Genomic DNA, 18,121 nt, shown 5'->3' with positions numbered 1-18,121 from the left:
ACCGTTCGGTCACCGGGCGCGGGGTCAGTCGCCTCCGGTGCTCGGGGTGCGCGTGAAGCGGTAGCCGGCGCCGCGCACGGTGACGAGGTGGCGGGGGTTCTTCGGGTCGTCCTCGATCTTGGCGCGGAGGCGGTTGATGAAGTTGTCGACGGTGCGATCCGTGCCGAAGTAGTCGGCGCCCCACACGGCATCGAGGATACGCTGGCGCGGCAAGAGCGTGCCCTCGTGGCGCAGGAAGTACCGGAGCAGGCGCATTTCGAGCGCGGTCGTCTCGAGCGGCTGGCCTGCGCGGCTCAGCGTGTGGGCGCGGAAATCGGCGGTGACGTCGCCGATCTGGAGGATCTCGGTCTCGGCCTCGGCGCGCCTGCGCCGCCGGAGGGCCGCGTCGATGCGCGCGCAGAGCTCGGCCACGCCGAAAGGTTTTACGATGTAATCATCGGCGCCGAGGCGCAGGCCCCGGACCTTGTCGGGCTCCTCGCCCTTGGCCGTGACCATGAGAATGGGGACCTCGGGATCCACCTCGCGGAGGCGCTGACAAACCTCGAAGCCGTTCATGCCGGGGAGCATCACGTCGAGCAGGACGAGATCGGGCTTTTGCGCGAGCGCGGCCTCGAGCCCGTCCTTGCCGGTGCCCGCGACCTCGACGCGGAACCCCTCGGATCGCAGGGTCTTCGTCATGGCGAGGCGCAGGCCGAGATCGTCCTCGACGAGGAGAATCGTCTCCTGCCGCCCCGCGGGGCTCTTCGTGCTCATGTTTTCCTCCCATGCAACGCTCGGGGGCTCCGCCCGGACGAGCCGGGCTTCACCCCCGAACCCCCGGGAAATACCAAAACGAACGCCGCGCCGCGGCCGGGCTCGCTCTCCACGCGCGCCGTCCCGCCGTGCGCGCGCATCACGTGCAGGACCAGCGAGAGTCCGAGGCCGCTGCCTTCGGTTTCGCGGCTCAACTTGTCGTCGAGCCGCTCGAAGGGCTCGAAGATGCGCTTCCGATCACGCCGCGAAATCCCGGGGCCCCGGTCCTCGACGCGGATCGTGATGCTCTCGTCCGCGTGTCGCAAGATCACCCGATAAGGCGCGCCGTCGGGCGCGTATTTGCGCGCGTTGTCGAGAAGGTTGTCGAGGGCGAGGCGGACGAGCCCCGGATCGACGTGCGCGGGCGCCGGCGCGTCGATGGCGCGCTCGATCGCGGGCACATCGGGGAATCGCTCCTCGAAGGCGACGATGGCCTCGTCCGCGACGGCCGCGAGATCGGCCTCGGCGCGCACCGCGGCGAGCCGGCCCTTGGCCATGCGGCCGAGCGAGAGCATCCGCTCGACCGTGTCGCCGAGCCGCTTCGATTCGCGCGCGAGCGCCTCGAAGACCTCGTGTTGCTCGTCGGGCTCGACGCGGCCGCTTTCGAGGAGCTCCGCGAGCATGCGCACGGACGAGACCGGCGTGCGTAGCTCGTGCGAGACGGCGGAGACGAAATCGACCCGGAGCTCGCTCGTGCGCCGCGCCGCGCGCATGCGCGCCCATAACAAGGCGAGGAGGCCGAGCGAAACGACGACCGCGCCCCCGCCAATCGCGCCGAGGACGCGGCGGCTCCGCGCAGCCCGCCGATCGATGGCCGTGCGATCGGCGGGGACGACGTGCATCGCGAGGCCGGGCGCGAGGAGGGTCGTGCCGCGGAGGTCGCCGAACGAGGCGACGGTCGGCGCGAACTGCGCGCGCTCGCCGGCAGGCATCGCAGGAAAACCCGCATCGAGAGAGGCGGCGAGGGATTCGCCGTGCACGACGAGGCCCGCGAGCCGGCCGTCGTCGAGGGCGCGGAGGACGAAGATGGCGCCCGGCGCGCGAAACCGGAGCATGCCGGCGCGATCGGGGCCGCCGCGCAGGGCCGCCGCGGCCTCCTCGCTGCGCAGGGCTTCGAGGATGCGGCCACGCGTGGAGGGAGAGCTTTTTAATGCGAGGAGCGCGCGGGCGCGCAAGGGTTCACCGAGGGCCGCTGCCGTCATGATCTCGTCGCGTGTCGCCTCGCGCTCGCCGGACGAGAGGGACGCCACATGGCCCTCGATCCAGGCGACGAGGGCCGGCGCCTCGCTCTCCGAGAGGTTGGAGAGCGCGACGACGGGATAGAGGAACCGCCCGCCGGCGCCGCGAACGTCCGGACAATCGCGGAGCAGCTCGTTTCGGGCGGTGTTCTTGGTGTCGGGGTTTTTCGTGGTGGTGAACGTGGCCGCGAGGGTGTTGCAATGAGCCGTCGAGGCCTTCGGGGCGGCGCTCGCGGGGGGCGCGGCGGGGAGGGCGAGGGCGCGGTCGCGATCGAGCAGCAAGGGCGCCGCGAAGGGCGGGGCAAGGCCGGCGAGAGTCGACTCGGCGTCACGCAGCTCGGGGCCGAAGCGCGCGGCGGCGAGGGCCGCGTCGGCCTCCGCGAGGGCCTTCTCGATGCCGAGGCGGAGGCGCTCGGCGCTGAAATCGAGCGCGCTCTGGGCCTCGCGCCGCTGCGCCGCCTCCTCGCCGTCCATCGCGCGCAGGCCGAGGATGCCCACCGCGATCGAAGGCAGGAGCGCGAGCGTGACGAAGAGGAGGAGATCCCGGAGCCGCGCGGCGCGTTCGGTCAGCACGAGGGAGAGGTTCGCATGGAAATGTCACCGCCGTGTCACGGCGCGCGTGCCCGTCACGTGCCCTGCATCATCTCCCGAAGATGGCCCGCCGTGCCGTGGCAAAATCCTCCCCCATGGCGCCGCGGCGGGCCGCGAGGGCCTCGGCGAGGAGGCCTTTTCCGACGAACGCCTCGACGTCCGCGGGCGTCGCTCCCTCCGTGGGGTCGAACTTCAGGAAATACGGTTTGTCTCCGGTCCTCACGCCCGCCTCGGCGCGCTCGATCACGTGGCGCAAGAGGGCGAGCGCGTCCTCGGGGAGGCTCCGTCCCCCGATTTTCTCGAATGCTTCGGTCCAGTCGAGATCGGACGAACCGCGGAGTTTGTCGAAGATCAATTCGTAGGCGCCCGCGAGGTCCGGAGCCCAGCCGACCGCGTCGATCGCGGCGTCGAGCACGTATTGATCGGAGTCGGCCGACACATGCATGAGCTCGGCCTGGGCGAAGCGGAGGCGTCCCTTCAGGGCCGGGTCCTTCACGGCCCGGGACACGGCGCGAAACGTGGAGGCATCTGCGCGCTCGATCGTGACCTCCTCGTTCATGGCTCGCGCGGCCCAGGCGAGGAGTTCGGCGGGAAGATCGGGATTGTCGGCGAGGGCCAATTTCGCGATTTCTTCTTCGTCGGCCGTGTCGTCGTTGCGGAGTCGATCGAGGAGAGATTGGGCGTCCATGGGGGCACGATACACCGGACGAGGTCGAGAGTCTGCGCGGGTCTTGTGCCCCGGGCGGCAGGGCTGTAGGCTCTGCGACCATGGCCTCGGCCGACGAGATTCCCGCATGGCTCAAGCTCCATCGCCGCCTCGTGTCCCTGCAGGACGGCGTGGGGGCGACAAACGCCATCGTCTGCGACCTTTCAGGCAGCCTGCTCTGCTACGGTCTGTCGAGGCGAGCGCCGAGCGACCCCGGCGCCGCGGTGGAGGCCCTCGCGCTCCGGGGGACGGAGGCCGATCTGGAACGTGAGCTGTCCGCGCTGAGCGAGATGTTCGATCGCGTGCTGCGCGCACGCCCGCCCGGCAAGGACAAACCCGGCGCGCACTTCACGGTCGCCCTGGCCGACGAAGAGCCGTTCGCCTACGCGCAATCGTTCGCCGGCGTCTACGTATTGCTGCTCTGGTTCAGCGGGCCGTTCACGCCGTTCCCGGTGGCCGCGAGGATCCGATCGGCACTGCCCACGATCGAGGCGCTGACGGTGATGCTGCCGCCGCCCGAAGGGCCGAGCCGCGGGGCGATGTCGATGCGGATGAGGTGAGCGGGGGACGAGGACGACCTCGCTGCGGTGCTCGCGGCCGAGCGGAGGGGCGGTCGGCGGGATCGTCAATCGATCGGCGTCAACGTGCCACCCCGGGCACATAGATCGAGCAGGGTGGGGACGGTTTTGCTCGCGAGCTCCGCGGCTTGCTCCGCGTCTGCGCCGTAGATCCGCTTCGTGCATGGCTCATCGAAGCCGGCGATGTCGACCACGGCCGCGTACATCTCTCCCTGCGGCTCGGGGGCGCCGATGGTCACCGTGATCGTTCGCGGAGCGCCGCCTTCCGGGGGTATCCATTGCAACTTCTGGGTCTGCATCGTCGCGCTCATTTCTTCTTGTCACAGTCCCGCAGACACCGCGTGTAAATGGCGTGCGCCTCTTGATAGCAAGCTCGTCTGTTCTCGGGACTCTTCAAGCAGGGGAGGTTCCCCGCCATCGAAGGCATCGAAGCGCCCCCGCGTTTCGCGCGGACGGCGGGGTGTTGTGCGCCGAGGGCGGGGTGTTGTGCGCCGAGGGCGGGGTGTTGTGCGCCGAGGGCGGGGTGTTGTGCGCCGAGGGCGGGGTGTCGTTCGCCGAGGGCGGGGTGTTATTCACCAAGGGCGGGGTGTCGTTCACCAAGGGCGGGGTGTCGTTTGCCAAGGGCGGGGTGTCGTTCACCAAGGGCGGGGTGTCGTTCGCCAAGGGCGGGGTGTCGTTCGCCAAGGGCGGGGTGTCGTTCGCCAAGGGCGGGGTGTCGTTCGCCAAGGGCGGGGTGTCGTTCACCAAGGGCGGGGGCGCTCGCGCGAAGGACACAGTCGCTCGCGCGGAGGACACAGGCGCTCGCACGGATGAAACAGTCGCTCGCGCGAAGGACACAGGCGCTCGCACGGAGGAAACATCCGTTCATGCGGAGGAAACATCCGTTCGCGCGGAGGATACAGTCGCTCGCACGGAGGACACAGGCGCTCGCACGGAGGACACAGGCGCTCGCACGGAGGACACAGGCGCTCGCACGGAGGACACTGGCGCTCGCGCGTAGGATACAGCCGCTCGCCGTTCGCGGATTTGTGGAAGGTGTACGGCGTGGGAGCTTGACCAGTCTGCGGATTCACGGTTATCTCATGCTTCAACGATGAAGCGCGTAACACCGACCTCGCTCCCGCTCACGTCCCTCCTTGTTCGCGCCGGGCAAGCCGCGGTGCTCACGGCAGCGCTTTTGCCGGGCTGCAGCGGTGACACGACGGGCGGAAGCGGCGACATTCCGCCCCAGGCGCCATCGGGTCCGACGTCGAGCTCCACGGGGCCGGGCGGCGGAGGGGGCAACGGTGGCGCGGGTGGCGTGATTCCGCCGCAGCCAGGGCCTGGGCCGGGCGGGGGAGGGGGCGTCGGCGGTGAAGGCGGCGTGATCCCGCCGCAGCCCGGACCGGGCGGGGGAGGGGGCGTCGGCGGAGAAGGCGGCGCCATTCCGCCGCAACCCAATCCGGCCGGCGGCGTGGGCGGAGCCGGAGGCTTCATTTCGCCCCAGCCCCCAGAGGCCAAGTAAGCCATCGCCGATGGGCGGCAGCTCTCGGTTCAGGACACGCGGCGTCCCTTCTCCGCAGGCAACCGCGAAATCTCGACGCGCCGCGACCCGGCTCTCCGCCGACGCGCTCGATTGGATCGTGCTGAACCTCGCGCGCGGCGTCGCGCCCCGCGAGATTGTCGAGGCGCTCTCCGGCGCTGGTCTCCCCGTGGCGGCGGTGCGGCGTGCGCTCGACGAGCTCGCGCAATCGCAGATCACGCCGGCCTATGTGCGCGCGGTCGACGAGCGCGCCCGCGCTCGCGAGATATGCGGGCTCCCCGAGCTCGTCGGGCGTGACGCCTGCGCGATCGTCGAGGTCTCGCAGTGCCCGCCCGCCGACGTGTTTCATCGCCAGCACTGGCTCGGCAATGCCCCGCTCGTCGTGCGAGGGTACGTGGAGCAATGGCCGCGGCCCCCGCGTTTTCGCTTCGAGGACCTCCGGCGACGCTTCGCCGATGTGGAAATCGAGGTCGCCCGGGGTCGAACCAAGCTCGCGCGCCCCGACCTCGAATTCGCGGAGCTGCGGGCCAAGATGTCGTTCGGGGACTACCTCGACCTCGTCACGACCGCGGTCGGCAACGACGTCTACCTCGTCGCGCGGAACCGCGCTTTCGAGGACACCGTGATCGGGCAATTGCTCGAGGAGATCGAGCTGCCCCCGGATCTCTTCCCGCCGGCGCGCCGCGGGGCCATCTCCTTTTGGCTCGGGCCCGAGGGCACGCACACGAAACTGCACCACGACGGGACCAACAACTTCTTTTGCCAGATCCTCGGCAAGAAGCGCGTCGCCTTGGTGCCGCCGAGCGCGACGATGGTCGCGGACGCGGCCACGGGCTTTTACGCCTCGCATTCGAGCGACGAGGTCCGTCGCGTCCACCCCGAGCTCGTCCACGAAGTGGAGCTCGCGCCGGGAGATGCATTGTTCATCCCGGTCGGCTGGTGGCACGAGGTCTGGAGCCTGTCGCCGAGCCTCTCGCTCGCCGTCGTGGGCTTGCGATGGCCGGGCGGCTACGATTACCGGCCCGGGCGCCCCTTGTCTCAGCGCGAATCACTCGGCTGAGACGGGCAGGGTCTCTTCTCGGAGCCGCCCCGCTGGGGTTTCGAGAGGCCCCCGCTCCTCGTGCGTCGTGCGCTGTGTGACAATTACACGCTCGTTACAGGTCGAGAACGTTGCGCACGGGCACCCCTCCGAGCTGTAAGGGCGGAGTAAGTGCATTTCGACGAAAAGCATGAGAGCTTCTCGATCGTCGAAGGCGCGGCGCGGCCCCCTTCGACGTGACGAGAGGGGATTGCAGCGCGACCAGGCATGGCCGATCGCACGGGCGCGCCCCTCGAAACATAGCACCGAAAAGAGAGGAGCATCGATCATGGCTCAGGATATCTTGGTCATCATCAACGCCAAAACCGGCACCGTGCAGATGTATGCCGCCGATCCCTCCATCGTCCAGGGCAACTCGCAGGGCTCGAACGAGCTCTGGGTGCGCGTCCCGGCCTCCGAGACGTTGCGCTGGCGCGTCGAGCCGCTGCAGCTCGCCGAGGGCGCCAGCGGCGAGGCCGATCTCTATCACGCGATCATCACGAAGGTCGAGCTCTGGGGCGCGACGCAATCCCCCCCGCAGGGAGATGCCAGCACGTACCTCGTGGATTGGGTCAGCAACAACGGCGCCGGCGATACGCCCTATTACAGCTCTCCGGGCCCGATCTCCCCCGGGAAAAACACGTTCGGGCCTGCCGCGCCCGTCTCCTCGCAGGGCATCAATCGCCCCTTCATCGCGTGCATCACGCAGCTTTCGAACCGCGACGAGCAGGTGAGCCCCAAGGTCGCTTATTCCTTCTCCGTCGACATCTACCTGGGCAGGGACAAGGTGAATACCGTCACCTGGGACCCCTATGTGACGGTCTACCGTCCGTAAGAACGTCATCGAGCGGTCGCACGCTCGGTCGCGAACAGGGCGGCGGTCGCTCGCTGCGAGCCGCCCTGGTTCCGCCCTTGCAGGCTCTCGGCGGGGGGACGCGGCCCCCCTGCCTGATTCTTTCTTCTCTTTCTGATCTGGGAGACCGCCCGGCCGCGTAATGGGCGTGTCATTGACGAGGCGCTCGCGCTCGGGTAGGAGGGGGCGTATGCCCAACCATGAGAAGTGTGACGAGACCCGTGGCATCCATCCGCTGAACGCTCAGCTCGACCCGGGGCTCCTGGATTGGCGGTATTATACGATCGCCTGGTACGGGAGCCGGAAGTTCGCCGACATCATCGCCACCCGGGTCGCCGGCGCGGGGTTCAACGCCGGCCAGGAGTACTGGTTCGTGGACAAGACGATGCTCGCGACCGCGGACTCGCTCGTCGTCAGCAACCTGGGCGACAAGGCCTGGACCGATACGCGGCCCTCGGGCTCCACGAATACGCAAGAGTTCAGCGCGAGCTGCGCGGCGGACTGGACCGCGGTGGGCACCGACTTGACGACCGGCAAGCTCTACAAGCACGCGACCCAGGACTATTATGTGCGTATCGTGCTCACCGGCACGTCGCCGAGCATGACCATCTCGACGCTGCGATGGTATCAGAAGAGTAGCACGGCCCCGTCGCCGTCCTTCGATCCGAGCGGGTCGTATACCGAGGTCTCGGCGCTCGGATCCGGAACGATCTGGTATGCCGATTCGAAGTAGCCATGACAGCAAAGACGCGCGATCAGCGCCCGTCTATGTCCGCGGTCGGGCTTCGCGCGACCCGTAGCCCCACCGTCGCTCGCCGTATACCAGGCAGGAGCCCGAAGCGCCCCGCCGCCCGCGCGAAGGGAAGCGCGCTGCTCCATCCGCCTCCCCGCACCGCCCGGTGCTCACGATCGTCAGGCGACGCCTCGTCGACGAGCACTCGGTCCCCCACGATCGCCGGCCCCTCGCGCCGCCATACGTTGCAGCACCAATCGCGCGAGTTGCCGCTGAGCCCGCGCACGCCGTAAGGGCTCTCGTCGGCCGGATGGCTGTCCGCCGCGACGCGCATCGGCACGCCCGCGTGGCTCTCGAGTACGCACGCGAACGTCGCGTCCGGGTAATCGCCCCACGGGTAGACACGGCCATCCACCCCGCGCGCGGCCTTCTCGCGTTCGAGCTCGTTCGGCAATCGCCAGGGCAGCCCCGTCCGCGCCGAGAGCCAGCGCGCATACGAAAGCGCCGCGTGCCAATCGATGGACGCCACGGGCCATTCCGGCGAAAGTCGCGCGCCGGCCTCGTCGACCGCCAGCACGAAGCGCCCCGAGGCCTCGCGACCAAAAAGCGGCCGCTCGTCCCTGGCCTCCGCCATCCCGTGCGCGGTGCGCGGCACGCACGCGAGCGCCTCGTCCTCGCGGCCCTCGCCGAGCAGCGCGTTCAAGAACGCAAGGTATTCGCCGTTCGTCACGGGGAAGCGGCGCAAGACGAACGTATCGACCCATACCCGCCGGCCGGGCAGGCTATCCGGCGCCTCCGGATCACCTCCGATGTCGGCATACCCCGCGGGCACGAAGCAATCGTCCGGCCCGAGCGCATTCAGGAAGGGCAACGAGAGAATGCGAGGCTCCGTCTCGCCGGGCGGCGCGCCGTCCCAGTGGGCGCCCCGCTCGATGCATACCGGCAGGCGCACCTCCGCCCGCCCCGGCGCCGAGATCACGAGGAGATAGCTGCCGCGGGGCAAGACCGCCTCCCGGATCGGCGCCCGCCCGAGATGCCGCACCGGTTCGGCCACGAGGCGCCTGTCGCGCGGAGCGAACCGGCAGAGGAGCACCTCGGCGCCTTCGGGATCGGTCACGAGCGAGAGCGCGCCGTCGCCGCGCAAAATGGACGCGTGTCGCCCTCGATCGTGGGTCCGGAGCATGGCCTCGGCGCGAGCCGCGTCCTCATGCCGGCGGGCGCGTTCGGCGGTGAGGAGCTCGGCGCAATGACGATCGGCGAGCAGTGCGTGCGCCTCGGGCAGCTCGGGGTCCAGGATCAGCGCGCCGTGCGCCGCTTGCAGCAGGGCCGCCTCGCGGAGCGCCGCGTCCTGTGTGATCCGCGACGCTTCGTCTTCGAGCGCCCAGGCCGGCCGTTTGACCTCCACCGGGTCGTACGGGCGCACAGCCTCCATGAGCCGCCGCGCGCGTGTCGTGATTTCGTGCGCTCGTGCCCGCAGCTCCGCGATCTCCGGCAGGAGCGCCGTCGCCTCCGCGAGCGCGAGGCGAGCCTGCTCGCGGCGTCGTGCCCCATCGAGCCAATCGACGATTTCACGGCCGAGCGCAGCGGCGTCGGGGTACCGCGCGGCGGGATCGCGCTGCATGGCGCGTTCGCATATCGCGACGAGCTCCCGCGGTAATGCAGGGCCACCCCGGGCCGCCTCGGCGACCGGGATCGGGGGGCCCACGAGTACCTGCCGCCAGATGGCGAGGCCACTGCCTCGATAAGGCGGGCGACCGGCGAGGAGATGATAAAGGATGGCGCCGAGCGCATAGACATCACTCGGCTTGCCATGCATGGCGCGCTCGCCGCCCGCCTGTTCGGGCGGCATGTATGTCGGCGTCCCGAGCACCTCGCCGTGGCGCGTGAGCCCTCCTTCGTCGCCTTCGTGGATCGGCTCGTCATCGTCCGGCTCGCTCGGCTGCGGATCGCCAATGCGGCGCGCGAGGCCCCAGTCCATGACGAACGCCTCGCCCTGCTCGCCCACCATGAGATTCATCGGCTTGAGATCACGATGAAGAATTCCCTCGCCGTGCGCGTACGCGACCGCCTGCGTAATGCGCGCGAACGCGTCGACGGCGCGGCGGAAGGTCCAGCCCGAGGGCGTTGGCCCGAAGCCCGTTGGCTCCGCGGCCCTGTAGAGCTCCGCAATCACGGCGTCGAACGTACGTCCGCGGACCTCTTGCATGGTGAACCAGGGCCGGCCGTCGTCGAACTCGCCTCGCTCGTGGACGGGGATGATTCCCGGGTGTTGCAGCCGCGCCGTGAGCTCGATCTCGCTGATGAATCGGGCGCGCATCCGCGGGTTCGCCATGTGCTCCCAGCGCAGCACTTTCATGGCGAGCACACGCCCGAGGAGCAAATCGCGCACGCGCCGCACGTCGCCGGCCCCACCGGTGGCGATGCGACCGAGGTCCTCGTAACGACGCGGCAGCGGCGGCTCGTCGGCTCCCAGCGGTTCGACCGCGCGCACACCGGAGTCGGTCTCGGCGGCGAAGATCGACGCAGGCGAGTCGCTGGAGGCGTCCACCGTCGGCGAAGGATCGTGGCTGTGCGCCATGAAGATGGCGTATACACGGGATTGGACGGGCATGGTAGCCTGCGGCCGATCCGTCGAGGGTGAGGATGGGGACACTCAAGAACGAGTCGACACAGGACTATATTACGCTGGGAGTGCGCTGCCTGATTGGGCGGCATTCCGGCTGTGACGTGCGCGTGGACGAACGGCGTGTCTCCGCGGAGCATGCCAGCTTGCACTGGACGGGCGGGCGATGGGAGCTGCGGGATCTCGGCAGCCGGAACGGGACGCTCGTCGGGGGCCACCGCCTTTCGCCTGGAGAGCGGGTGCCGCTCGCGGAGGGGACGGCATTTTCGCTGGGAGGCGCGAGCTTGACGTTTGTGTTGACCGACGGCTCCCCGCCGGGCGCGGCGGCGCGGCATGATCCGAGCGGCGCACGGCGCGCCGCCTCGGGGGGCATGCTTCTCCTGCCGGACGAGGAGCTGCCGCTCGTGAGTGTATTCGAGGATGCCGAGGGCAAATGGGTGGCCGAGAGCGGCGACGACGTGCAGCCGGTCGAGGATCGACAGGTCATCACGATTGCGGGCGAGTCCTGGACGCTCGAGCTTCCGCCGCGTGATACCGAGACCTGGCAGAGCGACATCAAAAGCCCGATGCTGGAAAACATTCATTTGCGGCTCGCCGTGAGCCAGAATGAAGAGCAGGTGACGGCGACGGTGGTGATGGGCGGGCGGGAGGCGGAGCTTCCGTCACGTACCCACCATTACCTTCTGGTGACGCTGGCCCGAGCGTGGCTCGAGGATCGTGACGCGGCGGCGGCGAAGCGAGGCTGGCTCGGGCGTGAGGCGTTGTGCCGAATGCTGGCGACGGACCTGAACAAACTGAACGTCGACATCCACCGCGCCCGCAAACAGCTCGCGGTCCTGGGCGTTCAGAATGCCGCGGGGCTCGTGGAGCGGCGGCCGAGCACGGGGGAGATCCGGATCGGCGTGCGGAGCGTCGAGGTCGTCCGGATGTGACGACGGGATAACGATCCCGAAACCCAGATCGAGGAGCCCCGGCGTCGAAGGAACGGACCGCCGGCGTCACGACGGGGAAGGGCGAGGACGTAGCCTCGAACATCCCGCCGCGCCGCCCCGTCTTCTCGCCTCCACAGGATTGTACTATGACAATTCTCGGAGTACACTAGGACATGTCCATGCCCAGCCATGCCTGGAAACCACGCCTTCGACGCTCCAGCGCGCCGCTGTACGCGGCGATCGTCGACGCGCTCGCGGCCGACATCAGCGCCGGCAAGCTGCGCGCTGGCGACCGGCTTCCCACGCACCGCGAGCTCGCGAGCGCGATCGGCGCGTCGCTGGGAACCATCACCCGCGCGTACGCCGAAGCGGAGCGACGCGGGCTCGTTCGGGGCCAGGTCGGGAATGGGACGTTCGTAAACAGTCTCACCGATCGCGACGCGTACTCGCCCATGCTCGACCGGGATCGAATCGATCTCGGCCCGACCGCGGCGCCGATCATGTCGGGCGATCTCGGGCACTGCGCGCTCGCCGCCGCGCTCGCCGAGCTGAGCTCACGCGCGGACCTCGGCGCGCTCAGCGGCTACCAGTCGCATGGCGGTACCATGGCGCAACGGGCCGCCGGCGCGCGCTGGCTCGGGTCGACCGGCGTCGTCGCGTCCCCCGAGGAGATCACCGTGTGCAGCGGTGCGCAGCACGCCACCGCGATCTTGCTGTCGACGCTCGCGACGACGACCGGAGTGCTCGTCGAGGAGATCACCTATCCCGGGGCGCTCAGCGCCGCGCAATGGCTCCGGCTGCCGACGCATCCGGTCGCGGTCGACGAGGATGGGCTCATCCCCGATGCGCTCGCGCAGGCATGCCGATCGAGCGGGGCCAAAGTGCTTTATTGCACTCCGACGAATCACAACCCGACCACGTCGATCATGCCGATCGCGCGCCGGCAGGAGGTCGTGACGATCTGCCGCGAGTATGGGGTCACGATCATCGAGAACGGCGCGCTCGCTCCGCTCGTCTCCGGCGCGCCGAGGCCGCTTTCCGCGCTCGCCCCCGAGACGACGTATTACATCGGTAGCCTGTCGAAGGCGACGGTCCCCGCCCTCCGCGTCGGCTTCATTCGTTCACCGATCGAGGCTCGACGCAGCCTCGAGATCGCCGCCGGAGCGACGGTCTGGTCGGGCTCGCCCTTGCTGGCCGAGATCGCGACGCAATGGATCAACGACGGCAGGGCAGCAGCCATTCGAGACGCGCGGCGCAGCGAGGCCGCCGCCCGCCAAGCGATCGCAGCGGAGATCTTGAAGAATCATCCGTATCTCGCGCATCCCACCGCGTATTTCCTCTGGATGAGGATTCCGGAGCACCGGCGGGCGATGGAGCTTCTGGAGCAGGCAGCCGCGCAAAACGTGTTGATCGGGCCGGCGCACGTGTTCGCCGCCCGCGCCGGGAGCGCGCCCAATGCCATTCGGGTATCGCTCGGCGCGGCGAGATCTCGCAATGAGCTCGAGCGAGGCCTCGCCGTACTGGCGAAGCTGCTCGACGAGTCGCCTACCTCCTCCCGCTGGAGTGCCATGCCATGAGACAGCTCGTCGTGTTCCTGTCCGCTTGCTTGACCGCGGGGATCGGCTGCATGCCTCCCAGGTCGGTTGCTCCCCAGGGCGACCCATTGCAAGCGCGATTCGACGTCTCCGAGAAGTATTACCATTTCCTCGACCGCATTCGAGACACCCTCGTCGCGCCGCGATGGCTCCCCGATCGGGATCAATTCGTGTACTGGTCTGCGGTTGGTCCCCATCGCGGGACGTGGGTCCTGGTCGACGCGCAGGAACGGACGATGGTCCCCGTCCTGCCGAGCGAAGCATTGCAGGCCGAGCTCTCGCAGCTCGTCGGGCAGAAGATCGAGCTGCCCGAGAACATCCATTTCGTTCTCGCTCCCGGCCCCGGGCCCGAGGAGCGCCGGATTGTTTTTCAGCTTCAGGGCCAGTCGTTCGCGCTCGGGTTATCCGATCGCCGCGTCGTGGCCCTCGCCGCGACCGATCGCGCCGCGTTGATGTTGTCCCCGAGCCATCACCTGTCTCCCGATGGCCGAACCATCGCGGTGCAGCGCGGAGCTGGGTTCGCCGTGGTCGGGAGTGATGGCAATGCTCTGCTGGAGCGGAGCGGCGAAGAGCATTACGAGTGGCAGATTCCCGAGCGGGCGTGGTCTCCCGACGGCCGGTTCCTCGTGGTCTGGCGTAACGACGCGCGCGGCGTCCACAAGATTCCGATCGTCGATTACTCGACGGGCATCGAGCACGTGAAGATGGTGCCCTATTCCAAGGTCGGGACCCCCTTGATGCGGTCGGAGCTTTACGTGGTCGAGCCTGCGACCGGCCGCGTGACGCAGGTTCCGCCCGCGCCCGGGGAGACCTACGATTGGCTTTCGGGTTGGCGCCCCGATGGCAGCGAAGCGCTCGTGCTCCATCTGTCCCGCGATGGCAAGCGGCTGGAGCTCTCGGCGGTGGAGCCTTCGACAGGGAAAACCCGCCTCGTGCTGCGCGAGGACCGCCCGGAGAGCTTCGTCGGTGCGCTCGATTTCGCGGTGGACGGGTGGTCGCGGCAGGTCACTCCGCTCGGCGATGACAAGCATTTCTTGTGGATGTCCGAGCGCGACGGCTTTCGCCACGTCTATCTCTATGATTACGCGGGGAAGCTCGAGCGCCAGGTCACCCAGGGCTCGTTTCCCGTTCATCAGGTGCTGGGCGTGGCTCCGAAGAAGGACGCGATCTTCCTTTTGGCCTCTGCCGAGGGCGCGGCTCCCTACGACCGACTCTTTTATCGCGCGAGCCTCGCCGAGGGGGGCTTGAAGCGGCTGTCCCCGGACCCCGGCATCCATCGGATCCTCCTCGCGCCGTCGGGGCGTTACTACATCGACGGCCATTCCACGCGCGTGCAACCGCGGGTGTGGGACGTGGGCTCCACCGATGGCGGGGCTCCGTTCCGCTACGCGAAAGCGGACACGAGCGCGCTCGCGGAGCTGCATTATTCGCCTCCGGAGCCCCTCACCGTCCAGGCCGCCGATGGCACGACCCCGCTGTACGGCGTGCTGTACAAGCCGTGGGATTTCGATCCACGGAAGCATTATCCGGTCATCGACGTCATCTACGCCGGTCCTTGGCTTTCGGTCGTGCCCTGGAGCTTCGTCGGCACCGGCGAGTCGCGCTGGGCGAATTCGCTGGCGCAGTTGGGCTTCGTCGTCATGGTGCTCGATGCGCGCGGCACACCGGGGCGAAGCAAGGCGTTTCAAGACGTGAACTATGGGCGCGTGGGTCAAACCGAGATCCCCGATCACGTCACCGCACTGCGGCAGGCGGCCGCCACGCGGCCCTACATGGATCTGGGCCGCGTCGGGATCTACGGCCACTCCTGGGGCGGCTATTTCGCGCTTCGCGGCATGCTGACCGCGCCGGAGCTGTTCAAGGCAGGTTATGCTGGGGCCCCCGGGGCCCTCGAGGAGGAGGCGGTCATCAACGAGCCGAACCTGGGTCTCGCGAACGAGAATCGTGCCGGCTATGCGGCAGGGTCCAACGTGTCACTCGCGCGAAACCTTCGTGGTGCGCTCAAGATGATGCATGGCACGAGCGACGTGAACGCGTCGCTGTCCACGACGATGCGCATGGCCGAGGCCTTGATTCGCGAGGGCAAACACTTCGAGATGCTCATCATGCCCGGACAGCCACATAGCCCCGAGGGGTCGGCGTTCGTGTATTACAGGGACGACGTGTGGCGATTCTTCGTCAAGGAGCTCGGGGGGCCGCGCTGAACGACGACGCCAACATGACGTGGGCCCGAGCTACGCAACGTGGTGCCCACGGATGTACTGCGGGATCCACGCCCGAAAGTGCATGCGCCGCCCTCCGGATCCGCTGATTGACCGAGGTTCGTGAACATGCTAATCATCGGGGAGGGGGAAAATAACCAGGTTATTCGTCCGACTCGCGCGAACTCATGGCTTACCTCGGTCCCCTCTTCCTCGGCATTTGCGCGGTGCTCGCGATTGTTCTTGCGCTGCTCTCTCGGAACGGCATGCGCGCGGCTTGAACCACAGGCGAACGCCTGGCCTCACGCGGAAGGCTTCGTAGCAACAGCGTACAGCACGTTCGTCTGCGCGGTGAGGGCCCTGCGAGCGCGCAGCGGGCCGAGCGTGTCGCGTTTGACGGCCTCCAAGGTGCTCGGATCGAACTGGTCGATCGTGCCACGGTAGCCCGAGCCGAGGGCGATGATCCACCAGTCGTCCGGGGATTCGAGCGTTTGGTGGGAATACTCGGCATCCACCGAACGGGCGGGGATGCCGGCCTCTGCGAGCATCGATCGCAGTGCGTCTGGGGTATTGATGCGCTCCCACGGCCGGAACGATTTGTAGAGGCTCGGGCAGTGGACGCGGACAGCCTCCCAGAATGCGGCATTGCCAGGTTCGAGGACGTCCGGCCCCCATGTCGTGATGGCGAGGGTGCCGCCCGGTTTGAGCCACGTCCAGAGCCGGCGTACCGCGGCAGGCATGTCGGCGACGAAAAAGATCCCGAAGACACACACGACGGCGTCGAAATGCTCGGCCGGTGTGTCCAAGGCCTCGAAGTCGGCGCACCGGAATTCGATGTTCGATAGCCCCAGCGAGCGGGCTTTGGCGCGACCACGGGCGAGCAAGGCGTCGGCGAGGTCCACGGCGAGCACGGACCCTCGCGGTCCGACGGCCTGAGCCGCGGGAATGGCGGACGCGCCGCTGCCACAACAGACGTCCAGCACGCGGTCGCCCGGCGCGAGAGGAACGCGCGAGACCGTGCCGTTTCCGATACGCGACCAGAACGCGAGGGGTGGATCGTCGAAGTGCAGGGCAGCCGCCGAATATGTCTTCGCGATGAGGGCTTTTGTCGGGGCGAGTTGATTCATGACCTTCCTCCTGAAATGGGTGCGCAACGTCGCACGATCGAGCTGACGCAGGCCTCGGCGCACCATTACACCTGACCAGGCTGCCCCGTTCGCTCGCCGCGGGTCGAGATCGCTCGAGCCTCGTCCCCGCCTGCCCGTCGGTGTCCGAGCGGCGGGTACGGATCTTGTAATTCCTGACCAATGCATGGTGGAACGGAGGAGCCATCTCGGGCGCGTTCATCGTCTCGTCATAGCCGTGGGCGCAGCCTCGGGTCTATTCGAGGCGGCTCCTACCCGCGCGCAGACGGGCAGCCTGCCCGAATGGCACCACGAGCGCGAACCCACCTCGCATCCGCCCGAGCACGCACGGCATGATGTGCTGATGACGGGTCCGCTCGGTATCCCCCGCTCCCGAATGGGTTCGGGGACATCCTGGCTTCCGGATTCATCGCCCATGTACGCACTCATGGGTCGGGCAGGAGGCTGGGGCTTCATGGTGCACGGCAACGTCTTCGCGGGTTACGACTGGTTCAGCAGTCGTCGCGGCGGCGGCCGCCTCATGAGCACGAACTCGCTCATGGGGGTCGCGTGGCATCCGCTCGGTCCCGGCGAGCTGATGTTCCGAGCCATGTCGAGCGCGGAGCTCGTCACGGTCGGAACGGAAGGATACCCGCTCATTCTTCAGAGCGGCGAGACCGCTTTCGGCAAGCCACTACATGACCGGCAACACCCGCACGATCTCGTCATGGAACTCGCCGCGATGTACGTCCTGCCGGTTTCGGACGACGTGGCACTCCAGTTGTACGTTGCACTCGCGGGTGAGCCCGCTCTGGGGCCTACGGCCTTTCCTCACCGCATCTCGGCCATCTCGGATCCGTTGGCGCCGCTCGGGCATCACTGGCAGGACTCGACCCATATCGCCTTCGGCGTCGTGACGGCCGCGATCTTCACCAAGACGTTCAAGCTCGACGCATCGTGGTTCAACGGGCGCGAGCCGGACGAAAACCGCTGGGATCTGGACCTTCGCGTGCCGGACTCGTATTCGGGCAGGCTCACGTGGAATCCCAACGCGTCATGGAGCCTGCAAGCGTCCTACGGTTTTTTGCGGAGCCCCGAGCCGCGGGATCCCGACGTGTCGCTTCGGCGGGTCACGGCATCGGCGACGCACAACGTGCGGCAAGGAGCCAAAGGTAATCTCGCGACGACGTTTGTGTTCGGCGAGAACATTCCTGGCGAGGGGCCCGCGACGCCCGCTTTTCTGCTCGAGAGCACATGGAGCTTCGACGCCCACAGTCTGTTCGGCCGCGCGGAGTACGTGCGAAAGACTGGACACGACCTCGTGCTGCCTTCGCAGTTCGACACCACGAGCTTCTCTACCGGCATGCTTTCGCTCGGCTATCTCCGTGGGTTCGGCCCCTTCGGCTCGCTCGCCCCCGGAATCGGTGTCCGTGGCTCACTGGGCTTCGTGGAGTCCGGGCTCGGGTCGTTCTACGGAACCCATCATCCCGTGGGTGGGATGGTCTTCATGCAGGTTCGGCCCGTGCCGATGTGAGGAGCGCCCACAAACGCGTCC

General features: G+C 68.3%; 15 protein-coding genes. 9 read left to right on the top strand and 6 right to left on the bottom strand.

Annotation, left to right across the window (positions count from 1 at the left end; all coding sequences use genetic code 11):
- Window positions 1-24 precede the first annotated feature (24 nt).
- The 3 genes from QHF84_RS02485 to QHF84_RS02475 form a co-directional block, all read right to left on the bottom strand.
- Window positions 25-753, bottom strand: coding sequence for a response regulator transcription factor (locus QHF84_RS02485; RefSeq protein WP_281311519.1), 729 nt, complete (start codon window positions 751-753; stop codon window positions 25-27).
- Entirely contained in the window at window positions 750-2,603 is a 1,854-nt protein-coding gene (locus tag QHF84_RS02480; protein WP_281311518.1) for a HAMP domain-containing sensor histidine kinase, read from the bottom strand. Before QHF84_RS02480 ends, QHF84_RS02485 begins: the two co-directional genes overlap by 4 nt.
- 67 nt (window positions 2,604-2,670) lie before the next feature.
- Window positions 2,671-3,309: a hypothetical protein gene (locus QHF84_RS02475; protein WP_281311517.1), complete on the bottom strand. Its 639-nt coding sequence runs from the start codon at window positions 3,307-3,309 to the stop codon at window positions 2,671-2,673.
- An 80-nt stretch (window positions 3,310-3,389) separates the two neighbouring features.
- On the opposite strand from QHF84_RS02475, the gene QHF84_RS02470 reads away from it, so the two are divergent.
- Window positions 3,390-3,887 (top strand): hypothetical protein, encoded by a 498-nt coding sequence (locus QHF84_RS02470; protein WP_281311516.1) that lies wholly within the window; start codon window positions 3,390-3,392, stop codon window positions 3,885-3,887.
- Window positions 3,888-3,952: 65 nt separating this feature from the next.
- Here the strand turns inward: QHF84_RS02470 and QHF84_RS02465 are convergent, their stop codons facing one another.
- Window positions 3,953-4,204: a hypothetical protein gene (locus QHF84_RS02465; protein ID WP_281311515.1), complete on the bottom strand. Its 252-nt coding sequence runs from the start codon at window positions 4,202-4,204 to the stop codon at window positions 3,953-3,955.
- Between the two features lie 794 nt (window positions 4,205-4,998).
- On the opposite strand from QHF84_RS02465, the gene QHF84_RS02460 reads away from it, so the two are divergent.
- From QHF84_RS02460 to QHF84_RS02445, 4 genes are all read left to right on the top strand, one after another.
- Window positions 4,999-5,409 carry a hypothetical protein gene (locus QHF84_RS02460; protein ID WP_281311514.1) on the top strand — a complete coding sequence of 137 codons (411 nt, stop codon included), beginning with the start codon at window positions 4,999-5,001 and terminating at the stop codon, window positions 5,407-5,409.
- Between the two features lie 10 nt (window positions 5,410-5,419).
- Window positions 5,420-6,487, top strand: a complete 1,068-nt coding sequence (locus tag QHF84_RS02455) for a cupin-like domain-containing protein (RefSeq protein ID WP_281311513.1) — start codon at window positions 5,420-5,422, stop codon at window positions 6,485-6,487.
- A 307-nt stretch (window positions 6,488-6,794) separates the two neighbouring features.
- Window positions 6,795-7,340, top strand: coding sequence for a hypothetical protein (locus tag QHF84_RS02450; protein ID WP_281311512.1), 546 nt, complete (start codon window positions 6,795-6,797; stop codon window positions 7,338-7,340).
- 208 nt (window positions 7,341-7,548) lie between these two features.
- Window positions 7,549-8,091: a hypothetical protein gene (locus QHF84_RS02445; protein WP_281311511.1), complete on the top strand. Its 543-nt coding sequence runs from the start codon at window positions 7,549-7,551 to the stop codon at window positions 8,089-8,091.
- A gap of 22 nt (window positions 8,092-8,113) precedes the next feature.
- Here QHF84_RS02445 and QHF84_RS02440 read toward each other — a convergent pair whose 3' ends face one another.
- On the bottom strand, window positions 8,114-10,669 hold the full coding sequence (locus tag QHF84_RS02440; RefSeq protein WP_281311510.1) for an SUMF1/EgtB/PvdO family nonheme iron enzyme: 2,556 nt from the start codon (window positions 10,667-10,669) through the stop codon (window positions 8,114-8,116).
- A gap of 65 nt (window positions 10,670-10,734) precedes the next feature.
- On the opposite strand from QHF84_RS02440, the gene QHF84_RS02435 reads away from it, so the two are divergent.
- The 3 genes from QHF84_RS02435 (at window position 10,735) to QHF84_RS02425 (ending at window position 15,445) form a co-directional block, all read left to right on the top strand.
- Window positions 10,735-11,646: an FHA domain-containing protein gene (locus QHF84_RS02435; protein WP_281311509.1), complete on the top strand. Its 912-nt coding sequence runs from the start codon at window positions 10,735-10,737 to the stop codon at window positions 11,644-11,646.
- A gap of 179 nt (window positions 11,647-11,825) precedes the next feature.
- Window positions 11,826-13,223 (top strand): PLP-dependent aminotransferase family protein, encoded by a 1,398-nt coding sequence (locus QHF84_RS02430; RefSeq protein WP_281311508.1) that lies wholly within the window; start codon window positions 11,826-11,828, stop codon window positions 13,221-13,223.
- Complete coding sequence (locus QHF84_RS02425) at window positions 13,220-15,445, top strand: DPP IV N-terminal domain-containing protein (protein ID WP_281311507.1); 2,226 nt, start codon at window positions 13,220-13,222, stop codon at window positions 15,443-15,445. Before QHF84_RS02430 ends, QHF84_RS02425 begins: the two co-directional genes overlap by 4 nt.
- Before the next feature lie 299 nt (window positions 15,446-15,744).
- Here QHF84_RS02425 and QHF84_RS02420 read toward each other — a convergent pair whose 3' ends face one another.
- Window positions 15,745-16,569 (bottom strand): class I SAM-dependent methyltransferase, encoded by an 825-nt coding sequence (locus QHF84_RS02420; protein ID WP_281311506.1) that lies wholly within the window; start codon window positions 16,567-16,569, stop codon window positions 15,745-15,747.
- A gap of 472 nt (window positions 16,570-17,041) precedes the next feature.
- Between QHF84_RS02420 and QHF84_RS02415 the strand changes: the two genes are divergently transcribed.
- On the top strand, window positions 17,042-18,100 hold the full coding sequence (locus QHF84_RS02415; protein ID WP_281311505.1) for a hypothetical protein: 1,059 nt from the start codon (window positions 17,042-17,044) through the stop codon (window positions 18,098-18,100).
- Window positions 18,101-18,121 lie beyond the last annotated feature (21 nt).

The sequence above is a fragment of the Polyangium sp. y55x31 genome (assembly GCF_029946505.1).
In the GTDB taxonomy this organism is placed as follows: Bacteria; Myxococcota_A; Polyangia; order Polyangiales; family Polyangiaceae; genus Polyangium.
Note: the sequence above shows the minus strand (reverse complement) of the source record. Positions and strands in the feature narration are given on the sequence as shown.